The following is a 15,670-nucleotide window of genomic DNA, read 5'->3' on the forward strand; positions in this document are numbered from 1 at the left end:
GGTAATCGGGGACTGTTTAATCAGTATTCACAGACCCAGGTGTTACTGGTTGAATGCTAAAATAGCGTTGTAATAATAGGCCAGCTTACCATCTCCCATTGGCTGCCTGCCGGAGAGTGCATCAATGCTGATATCCAGTGTTGTTCCATCGGTAAAAATGGCGCTTTGTGAATTTCCTGATGATATGTCGCTTTGCTGATCCCAGTAATCAGCTGCAGTTTGTGGATAACTAGTTGATACATGAACTTTGTTGTCACCTGACCAGGGAATATTTATCAGACTTGCGCTGCTTTTCGTCAGATCGCTTTGGGTAATTAACGCCACGCCCGTTCCTTTCAGTTCACTGGCACAAATCTGTGTAATAACTGCAAACTGCACCAGCTCAATACTGCGATCATACGGAAGATTAACTGTCTGAGGTGGCTGAATAATTAAGTCAACAGGGGTTGATACAGGATGACCTGATGTATCTGAACAACTCGTCAGACCGGCTTCATACTGATACGAATCGCTTATTGTCAGTGTTGATGAGGAAAAATTTGCAATTAACCATTGAAAGGCGCTTGGATGCTTAACAATAGTAACACCAAGTTCGGCCAGCTTAATTATTGTAAGCGCAATATTAACGGGAGTTGAAACCTGACAAGCTAACCACAACCCTGGGTGTATTGCTGGTATAGCCGGGTCATCAGACGATACACCCGGCGGTATATATAGCTGGTTGATACCTTCAACCAGTCGTGGTAATACACTGCTCAGTGTTGACTGCCAGTCCACCTCAGTAAACTGCTCCGTGTTTAACTCGTTTAGCCCAACACCGATCTTTGCCAGCATGGTGTAAACGTCTTGACCCGCGAGTCTTACAACCATGGAAACCGTTGCAACCTGATAGTAACTCTGCTGATTATCTTCAAATACAGGAGCTGCCTGAATACCATCCAAAACGTTCTGATTGAATAACAGTGTCAACACTACGCTGTTACTGTTGTCGCCAATACCCTCCATTAAAAATGCAACCGGAAATTCGCCCGAAGTGGTTTCAGAATAAAACCAGCTGATTTCAGAGACTGCAGCAAAACCGAACATGCTTGTGATTGCATTAAAATCATAAAATACCTTGCTGACTTTTGATGAATCACTACCTGATGACCGGATTAAATCAGCCATCACAGAACCTGAAGGAATTCCGGCGGCTTCCAGTGCTATATAAGTATTTGGAGTTAACATATTCATCCCTGATCTGATGGTTGCTTTGATCGCATTTAAAGAATGATTGTCTGCTTTATATCCTGATGTGCTAAAGGTTTCACTTGTTGTTCCGCCTGGTTGGCGGGGTACAGGATGGTGGAGCACTGAGTGCTTTTCTGTTTGGGGGATTATATAGATCTTTATCTGAGCTAAGTAGAAACAAATATGTAAATGCTGCTTCTTATTAATTATGTGAAACCAGTTTTTTATAGCAAGAATTCCAATGAGCTAAGAATATTTTATTATTGCTGGCTTCTCAGTGCAGGGTGCAGTTCTTTAGTACTATTCGTATCTGCATTGGCCAGATACGGTACTCAGATTGTATCTGGTCAGAATTTTGTATCAGATATAAACGATAAAATATTGTGGATGGCCTGTCTGTGCCAGGCCACCCGACTGGCTGGTATGGCTGAATGCAGTGGATCAGCGGCAAAGGCTTTTGTTATTCAACCTGCAGGTGATGGTGAGCTGAGACTTTTGCTGTAAAACCCGGACTGATCAAAACAGCACACCCGCTTTTTACCCGAGGCGAGCATATCGCAGGCGTTTTCGATACGGGTTGCGCGGGTTTTGGCCTGCTTGGCAGACTCAATCCAGTGAATCCAGTCTACCCGGGCAATGGTGGTTGTTGCTTCCCATACCGCTTTGGCCTGCGGTGAAGTATCAAGAAGGGCCTGAAAATCGGCAGGCAGCGCAGGCTCCGGTTCCTTTTTCATGGCAGCAATTTCTACAATGACAGCCTCACCGATTGTTGCGCCGCAGGCCTCATACAGGGCTTTATCCATTTTAAGCCAGTGACTGAGCTGGCCGTCCGGCTCCAGGGTTGCCTGAAACGGGTGATTATTGATGGTGCCTTTGACACTGGTGCGGCCACGGCGGGGCAGCAGATCACTGACTTCTTTAGGCAAAATCAGAAACGCCCGCAGATCATCGCCAGCGGCTTTTGCCGGAGCGAATAACTGCGCGGTAAATGTGGTTTTTTCTGCATCCTTGCTCATAAATAATTCCGTCTGCACTTAATGATTAACGGAATGATAGTAGCGGCTCAGGCTGCTGCTGTTAACCTCTGTGGCTGCGCTGCCTGCTTATTATTTTGTAAATTTTATTGCATAACCTTGTATGCCCGGCCTGACCCTTCCTCACAATCCCTGACCCAACCTTAAATTTAAATCCGCATACTGGTAATGGACTCATTTGTTATCAGGTATGCGTTATGGATATTAAAGGACTGGTGAATCTGTTCCTCAGCTCTGCCACGGATCTTGCCCAGCAAGGCAGGCAGGGCGCGGAGAAGGCGCTGAATATTCCTGCCGAAGGCGAGGCGCGCAGCGATACCTTATCGACCCTGGCCAAAGGCGCCTTGGGTGGCGGTGCACTGGGTTTGCTGCTGGGCTCAAAAAGCGGCCGCAAACTTGGGTCAACCGCCCTGAAAGTCGGCGGCAGCGCCGCGCTGGCTGCTGTTGCCTTTAAAACCTACCAGAGCTGGAAAGCCGGAAAAAACACAGCGGCGACTGGTAATGACCATGATGCCGCACTTCAGACTCCGGCCGCTTTGCCAGGGCAGACCGCTGTCAGCGCCCCCGTACCGAACGAACGCGAAAGTCTGCTGCTGTTATCTGCCATGATTGCTGCCGCCAAAGCCGACGGCCATATTGACGACGCCGAACAACAGCGCATCAGCAACGCCGTACAGGCCATGGGCGCAACAGCAGACGTAAACCGCTTTGTGGAACAGGAACTGCGCAAGCCACTCGACCCGGCAGAAATAGCTGCTCAGGTAAAAACACCGGAAGAAGCCGCCGAAGTCTATCTGGCCTCGGTGTTAATCGTGGATGAACAAAACTTTATGGAAAAAGCCTACCTGCAGGAACTGGCACGGCAATTAAAACTGGAGCCCGGTTTGGTGGCTGAACTGGAAAAACAGGTACAGCAGGCGGGGTAGGAAAGGCGATTAAGAGGAGGCTGACTAAGGAGAGCAGGCAGAAAAATGCGCGGGATTCAGAATTTAGTTCTGGCGGATTAATGCGGATTTTTCAGGGGGGGGGGGGGGACACCTGTTGGTTTGATTTTTGTGTCCGTTAAAGCGGGGCAGGATCACAGTCCGCGTGCTTTGACTTGTTAGGCCGTGACTTTCGCACTGGCACTCTCCGCCTGGACAGCTAAAACTGCACCAGACATAAAATCTATTGCTGTAAGCCAGTGAGGCTCAGCCGTTTGATTTGGCTCGACCATAATGACACCTTCAGCCCAATCTTCATCTACCCAGTAGCCAAGCGAGTTAATACAGTCATCTTCGGTAAAGGGAATTTCTGAATCCCGAGGCATGAAACGGAACTCACTTACTTCTTTGAACTCTATGACCAATGCCTTTGGAGTGTCTGAGCTGACCCAATCTCCATTTGAGCGTTGCCAATTTAATACTAACCTTCGGTGCTCAACAGAATAATCCAGATTCGTGAAATCGAAGTTATTGTGCAAATCAAGTTCGTACCCTTCCAGCACAAGATATATTCCATCAACGATTTTAAAGTTTCGATTCATAGATTACTCGTGGGCCTAACGTCCAAAGCAGCGGCGCGCGCTAGCCCGTCCAGCCCGAAGGGCGATACTGCCTTTGTTTGTTAGCAAAAATCTTCCCATGGGGTTTCACTAGTATTTAGCAGTATATCCCATACGCTATCTTCATCATTGCTTTTTAACATCTTATGAAAATCGCTAGATTTTGGTTCTAACACAATTTTGTACTTTAACTCTTCTGGAGATACTAAAATTGTGGCTCGTTGAATTTGGGTTGTGTGCCAGACCTTTCTTTCATTGAAATATCCTTCCATGCCTTCAAGCCAATCACAGGTAAAGTACTTTCCACATTTTGACCAAAGAAGGTATCCACACCAAATATAGCCTCGTATTGTTTTGTTACTGATGACTAATTGGTGATACGAGTTACCATGTGGGGGCTCGCTTTTATAAGGAAGAAGGATCTTATTTTTACTGAGCTGGGAATAACAATAAAAGTCACCATAGCCCCAATAGTCAGATCTTCGGCCATCTTTGAATTCAATTTCTCTCATAGGAACTCATGCTGACGCCGTTCTCTGGGGCAAACCGAAGCGAAGCGTAGGTTTGTCCCTAGCAGCACTTTGTTATGGCTAGAGCTACATTTCATCTTCAATATTTGTTTTTTTTGAAAAAACCTCTTCAAGCGTACGACCTAGAACAATTGAGTCTTCCCAATCTAAAGCACCTGATGATACCGCAATTATAGGCGCGCCTAACTCTATGTTACGCAAATCATATGCATAGAATACACCACCACCATTGAAACCAATAGGTATCGCCCCTGGCTGGTACTCAGGAAACATATAGCGTAAATAATAATCTCTAATTTCTTCAATGCCGAAAAATCCAAGCTCGCGCTCACCCTTTCTGAGCAACCCACTGCGCGAATATTTTAGAAGGTCGATATATTCGTTAGGAAGAATGTAATCAGGTAATTCCCAGCATCTAAAATCTATCTCACCAGTTACACGGCAGAGGTCCTCTAATGCTTCAATTTCATTTTCCGTAAGTGGTTTAGATAGAAAACCCTTAGCGTGTTCCAATTCAGCCTCCGTAAGAGGCTCTTCTTTGTTGTCAAACGTGACTTGATCTATCCAGCTCATTGTATTGTTTTTTGCTTCCTTAAATAGATGCGCGAGTAGCAATGACGCCTAAAGCAACCGCGCGTATTCTGCGCGTCGGCTTGCCTTTACTTGTTAAATTTTTAGTATTCAATTGTGATGCCATCTATTGTTGCCCTTAGTTCCTCTATGGCTTTCTTAGATACATTTTTGCAAAAAGACAAATCAATATAAGTTAATGTTGATAGTTTGCAAAGATAACTGATACCTATATCGGTGATTTGTGTTGCCCACTCGAGGTCTAGCTCCTTTAACCCATCTAATTGACTGATGTGTTTCAATCCATCATCAGTTATGTCTGAGTTATTTCCATCTGTTTTTATGGACGAAACTTCACGACCAATCAGATCGAAAAAATCTTTGTCATTAGCTTTCTTGAGGTATATATCATTCATCTTGGTGAAATTTAACGCCCGCATTTGCGGCTGTTTTGAAGCGCAGCGGAAAAACAGTCCGACAACATGCGCTTGTTAGTTTTCGTACTAGCACATTTGGAGTAGCCAAGTGCCATAAGGATTATTAAATAATGAACCTTCTCCATAATTTAAAGGAGCGTGCGCACTAATGCGGTATCCAGGAGAATCCGAATCTACCGAAAAAGCTTGGCCTTCTTTAATTACTGGGGATTCGGATAGCAAGTAGTGCGTAAATACCCTTAATAATTCAGCAGGATTTTCCGACTCGTTGCTATCAACGATTGCATCCGGCAAACCAAAATTATGCATGCCACAAGAATATGTATAGTCTGATGTGATATACACAACGTAAGACGAATGACTCTTAAACAAGTAATTATATTGACATTGCTCTCGCCAATCTTCTGGAGAATGAGCAATACCAGAACTTTCAACTTTAACTCCAAACCCGCCTGCATTTAGTAATGCATTGGCGGCATTCATTATTGAGTGTGCAGACTCGATAGTGCCGCCATTAGAAATAAGATAACAGACGGATTTATGAGAATCGATTTTTTCCATTTCTGGAGTGTCTCGCCAGTGAGGACCCGCTGCTTCAAAAGCTGAAAGCATCCTTTCATCTGGACCAGCAAACTCTAGCTCAAAAGATTTGCCGGTCTCTGAGTGCATTAAGACCCTGCCTGCAAAGATATAGCCACCGCTATCTTTTACGATACTCTGCACTAGCTCGCTGCGATCCGCCCAGGGACCAGGGATACACAAAACGATTTCCATTTCTTTATTCGGCATGTATGTATCTCAACTTAGAAAACTAACATCTATGGACCCCCCCTCATTGTGCAAGCGAAATCTGTCTTTGGTGTAGTGCAGCCATCTATTCGGATTCCAATTGGCCTGTAGGCCAGATCCTTGATGAACTTCGCCAACCCGGTTCTTATCAGTTTATCGTTCCCGAAGAACGTAGTTAGGAACAGAGTTTCCGGATTGCGGTCCTACCTGCCAGACATCAAATTTCACTTACGCAACTACAGTGTCTTCATATTTCTTGTAACTCTGCGCCTTGCTCAGCAAAGCCCAGATCATTCTTGCTAGTTTGTTCGCCAATGCCACGATGACTACATTGTGGTGGCGACGTTTCATAAGATCTTCAAGCCAATCTACCGGAGCACTATTCCTGTTCATATGGCGAATTACGGCTCTGGCACCATGTATCAACATCTTACGAATGTAGGCATCACCTCGCTTGCTGATACCTTGTAAATTTTGCTTTCCGCCACTTGAATGTTGTCTGGGAACCAGACCCAACCAAGCTGCGAATTCTCGTCCTGATCGAAATTCTTTTGCATCACCGACGCTGGCTACTATCGCCGAAGCTGCCAACCGACCAACACCAGGAATTTCAATTAGTCGCTTACAGCGTTCATCTGACTTATTCTGATCATTGATTTCCTTATCAAGGTCAAAGATCTCAGACTCAATATAATTTAGCCGATCAACCATCCGAAACATCAGGCGATTAAGCGTTGCTGGCAAGGTATTTTCCACATCCCCGTATGAATCAGAAAACCATTGCCTCAACCGCTTTGGCCCTGCAGGAATCGCGACTCCAAATTCAGAGAAGGATGAGCGTATGCGATTAATTACTGCCGTACGTTCCTTTATCAGCCCTTCCCGCTCTCGATGTAAAAGCAGTACTGCTTGTTGCTCCGGACCTTTTATTGGCACAAACCTCATTGTTGGCCGACCAACCGCCTCACAGATTGCTTCTGCATCCGCTGCATCAGTTTTATTCGTTTTGACGTAAGGCTTCACGAATTGTGGCGGTATAAGTTTCACATCATGGCCAAGCTGTTTTATTTCTCTGGCCCAGTAATGAGATCCACCACAAGCTTCCATTCCTACTAAGCAACGAGGTAACTTAGCCATAAATGGTAACAACTGATTACGTCGAAGCTTTTTACGAATTAAGCATTTCCCTCTGCTATCACTACCATGAATCTGAATCACCGATTTTGCCAGGTCGATTCCTATCACTGCTAGCGGTTCCATAAACCACCTCCCGCGAAGAAACTGAATTTTCAGTGTAAGGGAGGGGTGTCCATTTCATTAGTTTATTCGTAGGCATGCTCGTTAACACACCTAAGCCCTTATTCAGATTTCCAGCCTAACCCATTGTCCGGGCTGTAAAAATCATCGTTATTCTCTTTCTTGTCAGGATATAAACGCGCATGCGCGCTTTTACCCTGAACCGTTCTTTACACTTTGCGCGTTATCACTTTTCGTAAAACCCTAAATGATTGATTTTTCAGGCATCTTTCAGGGCTGAAGGTATCAACTCGCGCATGCGCGTTTTGCTACAGGAGCGAAATCGCGCATCAGATTCCGGCAAACGGAAAATATACTGTTTGCATATACAGGTTTTTCTGTCGAAGGTTTTCCGTGTCTTCCGGTCACAGACAGCAGCTGATTTTTTTCACACACGCTGCCGCCCATCCTTATAAGCGCAGGGCAGGAATTGCGTGATAAAACAGTCGGATTTCAGACGGGGAGGGTATCGGTGCTGAGTCAGATAAACCGACCTGACGGTCTGAGTTCTGGTGTTGTTATATCGTGCGGATACGGCTTCCCTGCTGGTCTGAAGAGTACTGAAGTTCCGGGATAGGTTCAATAATTGATAAAACTGGTTACAAGTGGCAAAGGACGACAGTGGAAATCCGCCACCTATTGCTGAGCAGCGGCTTTCCTTTCAGATTATTTGGTGGGCAGTGCCCACCCTACATTTTGGTGTGAATGACAGGCTCTTGTCTGTCGTGGATAAGATCCACTCCTACGATTCGGCGTCTGTTTCATATTCGGCTTTGCGTGATTGATGGTTTGTGCGCCTGCAGGACGCCGGTTTGAATCATTCTGCGCCGGTACGTCCCGGCATGGATGCCGGGCGAGCGAATAGGGCCATGGATGGCCCATTATTCGCGTTACCGAGACCGCAGGATTGTTCAGGTCGGATGAAGTCCTGCACAGCGCGAAGCGGGGAGTTTGCCCGACCGGCGTGAGGGGTAAGACCCCTCAAAGAGGTCATAAGGCCGGGCGGTAGCCCAAAAAGCCAGCCCGCGCAGCGGCTACAACTCAGAACACAACTACCTCCAGCAGTAGCACTACCACGCAGAGCGTGAGAGCGAGTCAGACACAGCAACCAGTCCGCGCAGCGGCTACAACTCAGAACACAACTACCTCCAGCGGCAGCACTACCACGCAGAGCGTGGGAGCGAGCGAGTAGAAAGCAGAGCGGTGTAGCGAGTCGTATCGCGACTGAAAGTCGCTCCCACAAGTCTCTCCCGCATGTCGCGGATAAGATCCGCTTCCATACACTGCCAACCAGCAGCTGCCACCAACACTGTTCCGCAACGCCGGCTTATGGCAGCATTCCCCCATTGTCATCTTTGATCACCACAGGCCCGAGCCTTTATGTCCGATTCCAATCCGCTGCTGCTCGATAAGCAATTGTGCTTCTCTCTGTACGCCACCTCGCTGGCGATGACTCAGGTGTATAAACCTCTGCTGGAGCCGCTGGGGCTGACCTATCCGCAGTATCTGGTGTTGCTGATTCTGTGGGAGCAGGACGGTCTGGGGCTGAAGGATATTGCCGCGCGTCTGGGGCAGAAGCCGGGGGCGTTAACGCCGGTAATCAAGCGGATGGAGGCTGAGGGCCTGATCAGCCGTTCGCGCAGCAGCGCCGATGAGCGGTTGCTGGAGATCCGCCTCAGTGAGCATGGCCGCAGCCTGCGCGAGAAGGCGTTGCAGGTGAATGCCTGTGCCGCCAGTCACTGCAATGCAGCCATTCCGGAGCTGATGGATCTGAAAGAGCGGCTGGATGTTCTGCGCCGGGCATTGCAGGGGGAATGATTTTATATTGCACGCAATATATTATTGCGATAATCTTTTCTCCGTTCTGGCCGCACAAGGCCATTTTTTACAGGCAAATAGTTATCGCGATAACTATAGCTTGGTGGCAGCGGGCAGAAGCAAGCAGCAGAAGACGGTGCCAGCAACGACGAACCGAAAACGGAGAATTCTATGGAAATTTTGTATACCGCCCAGGCAACCTCAACCGGTGGCCGTGATGGCCGCTCTGTCTCATCCGACCAGGCGCTGGATGTCAAACTCAGCACACCCAAAGCACTGGGTGGTGCCGGTGGTGATGGTACAAATCCGGAGCAGCTGTTTGCGGCAGGCTATTCCGCCTGTTTTATCGGCGCGCTGAAGTATGTGGCGATGCAGGATAAAACCGCGCTGCCGGCAGACACCGCCATTACCGCGTATGTGGGTATTGGCCCTAATGATAAGGGTGTGGGTTTTGCCATCGACGTTGAGCTGCATATCAGCCTGCCGGGCATGGATAACACTGTCGCTCAGACATTGGTGGAAAAGGCACACCAGGTATGTCCATACTCTAACGCTACCCGCGGTAATATCCGTGTTGAGCTGGTGCTGGTCTGAGTCATCGCAGTCTTTTGTCGGTGTAATACAACGGCGTGTGAATACAGCACGCCGGCATCTGCTCAGGTGTAACCGCTAAGACCATTTTTTATGTCAGGAGAACAACCATGATCAAAGCCTACGCAGCCTTCGAACCGGGTGGTGAACTCAAGCCGTTTGAATACGATCCGGGCCCGCTGGGTGACCATGATGTGGAAATCGATGTTGAATACTGCGGTATCTGCCACAGCGATCTGAGCATGCTGAATAACGAATGGGGTATGACCCGTTATCCCTTTGTGCCGGGCCATGAGGTGGCGGGGCGCATCAGTGCGGTAGGCGCTCATGTGAAAAAACTGCAGGTCGGTGACCGTGTTGGTCTGGGCTGGCATTCCGGTTACTGCAACGAGTGTCAGACCTGTATGGAAGGCGACCATAACCTCTGTGCCGGCGCGCGCGGCACTATCGTTGGCCGTCATGGCGGTTTTGCCGACAAGGTGCGGGCACAGTCAGCCAGTGTGGTGAAACTGCCGGATAACGTCAGCAGCGAAGTGGCCGGGCCGCTGTTCTGCGGTGGCGTAACGGTGTTTAACCCTATTGTGCAGTTTGGTGTTAAGCCCACGGCGCGTGTTGGTGTGGTGGGTATTGGTGGCCTTGGCCATATGGCGCTGCAGTTCCTCAATGCCTGGGGCTGTGAAGTAACGGCCTTTACCTCGTCGGAAGCCAAGCGCACCGAAGCGCTGGAGCTGGGCGCACACCGTACGCTGGATTCCCGTGATGAGCAGGCGCTGAAAGATTCCGCCGGTTATTTCGATCTGATTCTGTCGACGGTGAATGTAAAACTCGACTGGGGTTCGTATGTAAATACCCTGCGTCCGAAAGGCCGTTTGCATCTGGTTGGTGCGGTACTGGAACCGGTCGAGTTGAATGTGTTCTCGCTGATGGGCGGCCAGCGTTCGGTGTCGTCGTCGCCGGTTGGCAGCCCGGCAGTGATTGCGCAGATGCTGGAATTTGCCGCCCGCCATCATATTGAACCTCAAGTAGAAGTGTTTGATATGGCGGACGTGAACAGCGCCATTGACCGTCTGGAAAACGGCAGCCCGCGCTATCGTGTGGTGCTGAAAAAGTAAGCGGCATTGCTGTTGTGCTGCTGTTGTACAGCTGTTGTGCTTAAAGCCCGGAGCCGCCTCGTTTGGCGGCTTTTTTATGCCTGCAACACGATGCCGGATTGTTATACATCACTGGTTTTTATAAATAGTGCCTGTCGCTTGTAGTCAGCACTGGCGGGCAGGCAGGACTGGGCTAGATTGAGAGCGTGTGTACCCTGTATGCAAACTTATTCCGGAGCAGTTATGTGGTTCGATAAAAACAAAGACAAGGTTCAGCAGCTTGAACAGGCCCTGGCCAGTGCTCAGGCACTGGAGCAGGCATTGCGTCAGGATTCCGCAATGATTGAATTCGCCCCGGATGGCACGATTAAGGATGTGAATGATCTTTTTCTGCAGGTGGTTGGCTATCGCCGCGATGAGGTGGTGGGCCAGCATCACCGTATGTTTTGCAGCACCGACTATGCGGCTTCCGAAGAGTACCGTGCGTTCTGGAAAAAGCTTGCCGCCGGACAATTTGCGAGCGGCTCTTTTCCGCGGATTAATAAACAGGGGGAGCGCCTGTGGCTGCGCGCTACCTATTTTCCGGTGTTGCAGAATGGCCGTGTGATTCGTGTTATCAAGCTGGCTCAGGACGTAACGGCTAATACAGAAAAACGCCGTAGCCAGGAAGCGGTAATGGATGCGCTGAACCGCTCGCAGGCCATTATTGAATTTACCCCGGATGGCACCATTCTCAATGCCAATGACAATTTCCTGAACACCATGGGCTACCGGGCGGAAGAATTGCGCGGTAAACATCACCGCATTTTTTGCAACGACGCTTTTTACCGCGAGCAGCCGGACTTCTGGCAAAGGCTGGCACAGGGGCGGGTGCAGAGCGGTAAGTTTGAACGACGTGACAAGCGTGGCCGTACTGTATGGCTGGAAGCCAGCTATAACCCGATTTTTGATGCGCAAAAACGCGTTATTAAGGTGATTAAGTTTGCCAGCGATATTACCGAACGGGTGCTGCAGGCCGAGCAGGTGCGTGAAGCATCGGAGCTGGCACGCAGTAATTCGGCCGATACCGTTAACCTGGCCCAGAATGGCAGTGGTCTGTTACGTGCCAGTGTTACGGCATCGGCGCAGGTGGCGACGCAGGTGGGTGATGTGGCACAGAGCATCAGCAAACTAAGCAGTAAATCGGCGGAAATTTCCGCCATCGTCACCACCATCAGCAGCATTGCTGAACAAACCAACCTGCTGGCATTAAATGCTGCGATTGAAGCGGCGCGTGCCGGTGAGCATGGCCGTGGTTTTGCGGTGGTCGCCGATGAAGTGCGCAGTCTGGCATCGCGCACTAACAGCTCAACGCTGGAAATCGACGAAATGGTTAAGGCGAATGAAGCCCTGACCCGTGCGGCGATGGAGCAGATGGAAAAAACCCAGCAGCAGACAAAGCAGGTGGGCGAGCAGATTCAGCAGGCAGCGGATGTGATTGAGCAGATCCGCCACAGCGCTGAAGATGTGGCCGCTACAGTCGCGCGCCTGAATCAGTCCTGATTGCCCGCACTGTCTGGCGGCTGCAGATACTGATCGCGCAGCGCCAGAATCTGCTCGTCACTCAGACAATGGCCTGCCTCCCAGCTGCTTTCCAGCAGGCAACGCAGCGCATGCAACTGATCGCGCTGCCGTTGCAGGCTGGCCAGTAAGGTATCGATATCCTCCAGCCGGCCATTCAGGGTCGTCATTACCCGCTCATGATCCACAGCTTTCTGCTCATCGCGCAGCAGGGCCGGAATATCCCCCAGCGCAAAGCCCATATTCTGCAGGCTGCGGATCATCTGCAGGCGTAACAGTGCGCTGCCATCGTAACGGCGGCTGCCGCCGGCGGTACGCTGCACGCCACTCAGCAAACCCTGCTGTTCGTAATAGCGGATGGTGGACGCAGGCGTCTGACTCTGGGCCGCCAGCTCACCAATGCGCATTAAGCGTGTATCCGCTTTGCCGGAGGGGGTTACAGAGGATTTATCGACAGATGAAAACGGCATAAAAAACCAGTTGAACTTAAAGTTAACTTTAAATTTAACATGGTGCTGTTCAGTTATCACCAATCAATGATCGGGAGTTGTTATGAGCTCAGTTGTCTTTACGCCGTTGACCCTGCCTAACGGTCAGCAGCTTGCTAACCGCATCGCCAAAGCGGCGATGGAAGAAAATATGGGCGATGCGCGGTTACTGCCGGATGCGGCACTGACTCATCTCTACCGGCGCTGGGGACAGGGCGGCAGCGGCCTGATCATTACCGGTAACGTCATGGTCGATCATCTGGCGATGACCGGCCCCGGTGGTCTGGCGCTGGAAGCGCAAACGCCGCTGGCCCCTTTTATTGCTTTGGCACAGGCGGCGAAAGAGCAGGGCGCAAAAATCTGGATGCAGATTAATCACCCCGGCCGTCAGGTGTATGCCGCACTGGGCGGTAAGGTGTTGTCGGCATCTGCAGTGGCGGTGGATCTGGGTAAGCACTCGCATTTATTCGCCCGGCCGCAGGCAATGACGCCAGCCGATATCGGCGATGTGATTGAACGCTTTGTAACGACCGCTCGCCGTGCCGAAGAAGCCGGTTTTGACGGTGTGGAAATTCATGCCGCACACGGTTATTTACTCAGCCAGTTTTTATCACCACTGACCAATCAGCGCACGGATGAATGGGGTGGTAGTCTGGAAAACCGTGCGCGCTTATTACTGGAAATTACCCGTCGTATCCGCGCGGTGGTTAAACCGGGGTTTGCTGTTGCGGTTAAATTAAATTCCGCCGACTTTCAGCGCGGCGGATTCGATATTGCCGATGCCAAAGCGGTGGTGGAATGGCTCAATCCGCTGGCGGTCGATGCCATTGAAATTTCCGGCGGCAGTTACGAAGCTCCGGCAATGCAGGGACGCACCGCCGATGGCCGCACTCTGGCACGCGAAGCGTATTTTCTCGAATTCGCCGCACAGATTGCGGCAGTCGCCAATATGCCGGTTATGAGTACCGGTGGTATTACCCGTCTGCAGACGGCGGAACAGGTTGTTAATGCCGGCGTGGCATTATTGGGGATGGCCAGTGCACTGGCGGTCTGCCCTGATCTGCCCAAACGCTGGCAACAGAATCCGGCGTTTGAGTTACCGCTGGCGCGTATCGAATGGAAAGATAAGGCCATCGCCAGCGTCGCTACCATGGCATTAATCAAACGCCATTTACGCCGCTGGGGGAGTGGGGCAAAAAAAGAAACGGTATTAAATCCGCTGTTAAGTTTGATACTCGACCGGGTGCGGCTGAAAAAACTGATTAAGCGTTATCGTAAGCTGATTGGTGTCTGATTACAGGAAAACAGGCGTCCATTAACGGACACCTGTTTTTATAAGCTTCAGGCATGCTTCACATTCATGGTGATATCGGCGGTAAAGCACAGCGTGTTCTGGTCGTCGTAAGCGGCGACCGGAATATGCACTTCTCCGGGTTGGGAAAAATCCACCGCACTGCAATCGGCCTCAACCTTTAAATCGGTTTTGGCTTTGGCCACATATTTCACACTCATACCCGCCGGAATCCAGCGTGCGCCAGCCGGGATGCTGGCGTCGGTCACAATGCCGGCCATTAATTCAGCCGCGTTGCACATGGCAATCGCATGAACAGTACCAATATGGTTATGCACTTTTTTCTGGTTACGCAGAATCATACTGGCGTAGCCCGGACGCAGTTCGGTGACTTCCGGATCAATGGTGGAAAAATACGGGGCGACCATGCCGATACCGGCCGAAAATTGCTGTGCACCGAGTTGTTCAAACATTTTTAAAAACTGGCTCATCGTTTTCTCTCTCTTATTTGGGTGAATTATGGTGGTGAGCTATTGTGATGAATTCGCGGTAAAACTTATTGCAGCAAGGGCAGTAATTGCCCGGCCCAGACGGAATCGCGGTAGCGCTCGCGGAACCAGCCCAGATGGCCGATTTTCTTTTCACCGATATCCGCCGGTTTCAGGCGGATCATGGTGCGTGGTGAATTCTGATAAAAGCTGTGCAGCGATTCGACATTGCGCCGTGACATCATTTCATCGTCGCTGAAGGCAACCGAGGTGATCGGAACCGTGACACTGGCAAAGCGTGCGCGCATAGCTTCACCTTCGGCGCCCACTGCGTATTCACGGTTCAGGCACCAGCGTCGCCACTGGCGCATCACATTGGCGGGCAGATCGCCGACCATGTTTAATCGGGCACCGGGAAAATAACCGGCCAGCGGTACGCTTAATGGTGCGATGAAATACCAAAGCAGCCAGGCCACGCGTTTGGTCGGCGGTGAATTTTCGCGCCAGTAACCGCTGCCTGAGGCCACGGTAATGGCCTGATCAATCTGATTAACGGCGGGAATCATTCCCAGCAACTGGCCACCAACACTGTGGCCGATCCACTGTAATTTCAGTCCGGGAAAATAATCCCGGGCGAAGCGGATAATGGCGGTGCAGTCTTCTTCGCCCCAGTCGCTGATATTGGTCTGGCAATGGCGCAGAGGTGTCTGCAGTGATTCTCCGGTACCGAAGTAATCGAAGGTAATAACGTTGTGGCCCTGTTCGCAGAGAAAATGCGCAAACTTTTCATAGCAGCCCTGGGGCACACCCATCGCGCCGGCAACGACAACAACCGAGCGGGCTTCGCTGGCGTTGAATAAGCGTGCGCTGAGCAGTCGCCCGCCCTGAGTCATCACTTCAATTTTTTCCATGCT

Annotated in this window: 17 protein-coding genes; 6 read left to right on the forward strand and 11 right to left on the reverse strand. The window is 50.2% G+C overall.

All coding sequences use genetic code 11. The features are described 5' to 3' along the window. Positions 1 to 42 precede the first annotated feature (42 nt). Both LGT44_RS15130 and LGT44_RS15135 read right to left on the reverse strand, forming a co-directional pair. On the reverse strand, positions 43 to 1,353 hold the full coding sequence (locus LGT44_RS15130) for a hypothetical protein (protein ID WP_230331332.1): 1,311 nt from the start codon (positions 1,351 to 1,353) through the stop codon (positions 43 to 45). A gap of 341 nt (positions 1,354 to 1,694) precedes the next feature. Continuing rightward, a complete protein-coding gene (locus tag LGT44_RS15135; RefSeq protein ID WP_230331333.1) occupies positions 1,695 to 2,246 on the reverse strand; it encodes a YdeI/OmpD-associated family protein in 552 nt (183 codons plus the stop codon). 215 nt (positions 2,247 to 2,461) lie between these two features. On the opposite strand from LGT44_RS15135, the gene LGT44_RS15140 reads away from it, so the two are divergent. Continuing rightward, entirely contained in the window at positions 2,462 to 3,190 is a 729-nt protein-coding gene (locus LGT44_RS15140; RefSeq protein WP_230331334.1) for a tellurite resistance TerB family protein, read from the forward strand. A gap of 176 nt (positions 3,191 to 3,366) precedes the next feature. Here LGT44_RS15140 and LGT44_RS15145 read toward each other — a convergent pair whose 3' ends face one another. The 6 genes from LGT44_RS15145 to LGT44_RS15170 all read right to left on the reverse strand — a co-directional run bounded on the left by LGT44_RS15145 (position 3,367) and on the right by LGT44_RS15170 (position 7,393). After that, entirely contained in the window at positions 3,367 to 3,789 is a 423-nt protein-coding gene (locus LGT44_RS15145; protein ID WP_230333646.1) for a hypothetical protein, read from the reverse strand. Positions 3,790 to 3,869: 80 nt separating this feature from the next. Beyond that, positions 3,870 to 4,319 (reverse strand): hypothetical protein, encoded by a 450-nt coding sequence (locus tag LGT44_RS15150; RefSeq protein ID WP_230331324.1) that lies wholly within the window; start codon positions 4,317 to 4,319, stop codon positions 3,870 to 3,872. An 84-nt stretch (positions 4,320 to 4,403) separates the two neighbouring features. Then, positions 4,404 to 4,910: an SMI1/KNR4 family protein gene (locus LGT44_RS15155; RefSeq protein ID WP_230331323.1), complete on the reverse strand. Its 507-nt coding sequence runs from the start codon at positions 4,908 to 4,910 to the stop codon at positions 4,404 to 4,406. A gap of 101 nt (positions 4,911 to 5,011) precedes the next feature. After that, positions 5,012 to 5,347 carry a leucine-rich repeat domain-containing protein gene (locus LGT44_RS15160; protein ID WP_230331322.1) on the reverse strand — a complete coding sequence of 112 codons (336 nt, stop codon included), beginning with the start codon at positions 5,345 to 5,347 and terminating at the stop codon, positions 5,012 to 5,014. Between the two features lie 63 nt (positions 5,348 to 5,410). Next, positions 5,411 to 6,133 carry a DUF4261 domain-containing protein gene (locus LGT44_RS15165; RefSeq protein WP_230331321.1) on the reverse strand — a complete coding sequence of 241 codons (723 nt, stop codon included), beginning with the start codon at positions 6,131 to 6,133 and terminating at the stop codon, positions 5,411 to 5,413. A gap of 228 nt (positions 6,134 to 6,361) precedes the next feature. Then, entirely contained in the window at positions 6,362 to 7,393 is a 1,032-nt protein-coding gene (locus tag LGT44_RS15170; protein WP_230331320.1) for an IS110 family RNA-guided transposase, read from the reverse strand. A 1,416-nt stretch (positions 7,394 to 8,809) separates the two neighbouring features. Between LGT44_RS15170 and LGT44_RS15175 the strand changes: the two genes are divergently transcribed. The 4 genes from LGT44_RS15175 (at position 8,810) to LGT44_RS20200 (ending at position 12,471) form a co-directional block, all read left to right on the forward strand. Beyond that, entirely contained in the window at positions 8,810 to 9,247 is a 438-nt protein-coding gene (locus LGT44_RS15175) for a MarR family winged helix-turn-helix transcriptional regulator (protein ID WP_145471108.1), read from the forward strand. Between the two features lie 171 nt (positions 9,248 to 9,418). Further along, complete coding sequence (locus LGT44_RS15180) at positions 9,419 to 9,841, forward strand: organic hydroperoxide resistance protein (RefSeq protein WP_230331863.1); 423 nt, start codon at positions 9,419 to 9,421, stop codon at positions 9,839 to 9,841. Positions 9,842 to 9,948: 107 nt separating this feature from the next. Beyond that, positions 9,949 to 10,950 (forward strand): NADPH-dependent aldehyde reductase Ahr, encoded by a 1,002-nt coding sequence (ahr, locus tag LGT44_RS15185; protein ID WP_225692477.1) that lies wholly within the window; start codon positions 9,949 to 9,951, stop codon positions 10,948 to 10,950. A gap of 222 nt (positions 10,951 to 11,172) precedes the next feature. After that, positions 11,173 to 12,471 (forward strand): methyl-accepting chemotaxis protein, encoded by a 1,299-nt coding sequence (locus LGT44_RS20200; RefSeq protein WP_274704269.1) that lies wholly within the window; start codon positions 11,173 to 11,175, stop codon positions 12,469 to 12,471. On the opposite strand, the gene LGT44_RS15200 is transcribed toward LGT44_RS20200, so the two are convergent. Next, positions 12,462 to 12,959 (reverse strand): MerR family transcriptional regulator, encoded by a 498-nt coding sequence (locus LGT44_RS15200; protein ID WP_230331864.1) that lies wholly within the window; start codon positions 12,957 to 12,959, stop codon positions 12,462 to 12,464. The genes LGT44_RS20200 and LGT44_RS15200 overlap by 10 nt on opposite strands. An 82-nt stretch (positions 12,960 to 13,041) precedes the next feature. Between LGT44_RS15200 and LGT44_RS15205 the strand changes: the two genes are divergently transcribed. Next, positions 13,042 to 14,271 carry an NADH:flavin oxidoreductase/NADH oxidase family protein gene (locus LGT44_RS15205; protein WP_230331865.1) on the forward strand — a complete coding sequence of 410 codons (1,230 nt, stop codon included), beginning with the start codon at positions 13,042 to 13,044 and terminating at the stop codon, positions 14,269 to 14,271. 47 nt (positions 14,272 to 14,318) lie between these two features. Here the strand turns inward: LGT44_RS15205 and LGT44_RS15210 are convergent, their stop codons facing one another. Together LGT44_RS15210 and LGT44_RS15215 are read right to left on the reverse strand one after the other, a co-directional pair. Next, a complete protein-coding gene (locus tag LGT44_RS15210; RefSeq protein ID WP_145471102.1) occupies positions 14,319 to 14,759 on the reverse strand; it encodes a hotdog fold domain-containing protein in 441 nt (146 codons plus the stop codon). 65 nt (positions 14,760 to 14,824) lie between these two features. After that, on the reverse strand, positions 14,825 to 15,667 hold the full coding sequence (locus LGT44_RS15215) for an alpha/beta hydrolase family protein (protein ID WP_230331866.1): 843 nt from the start codon (positions 15,665 to 15,667) through the stop codon (positions 14,825 to 14,827). Positions 15,668 to 15,670 lie beyond the last annotated feature (3 nt).

This window comes from Thalassolituus alkanivorans, assembly GCF_020447205.1.
GTDB lineage: Bacteria > Pseudomonadota > Gammaproteobacteria > Pseudomonadales > Oceanobacteraceae > Venatoribacter > Venatoribacter alkanivorans.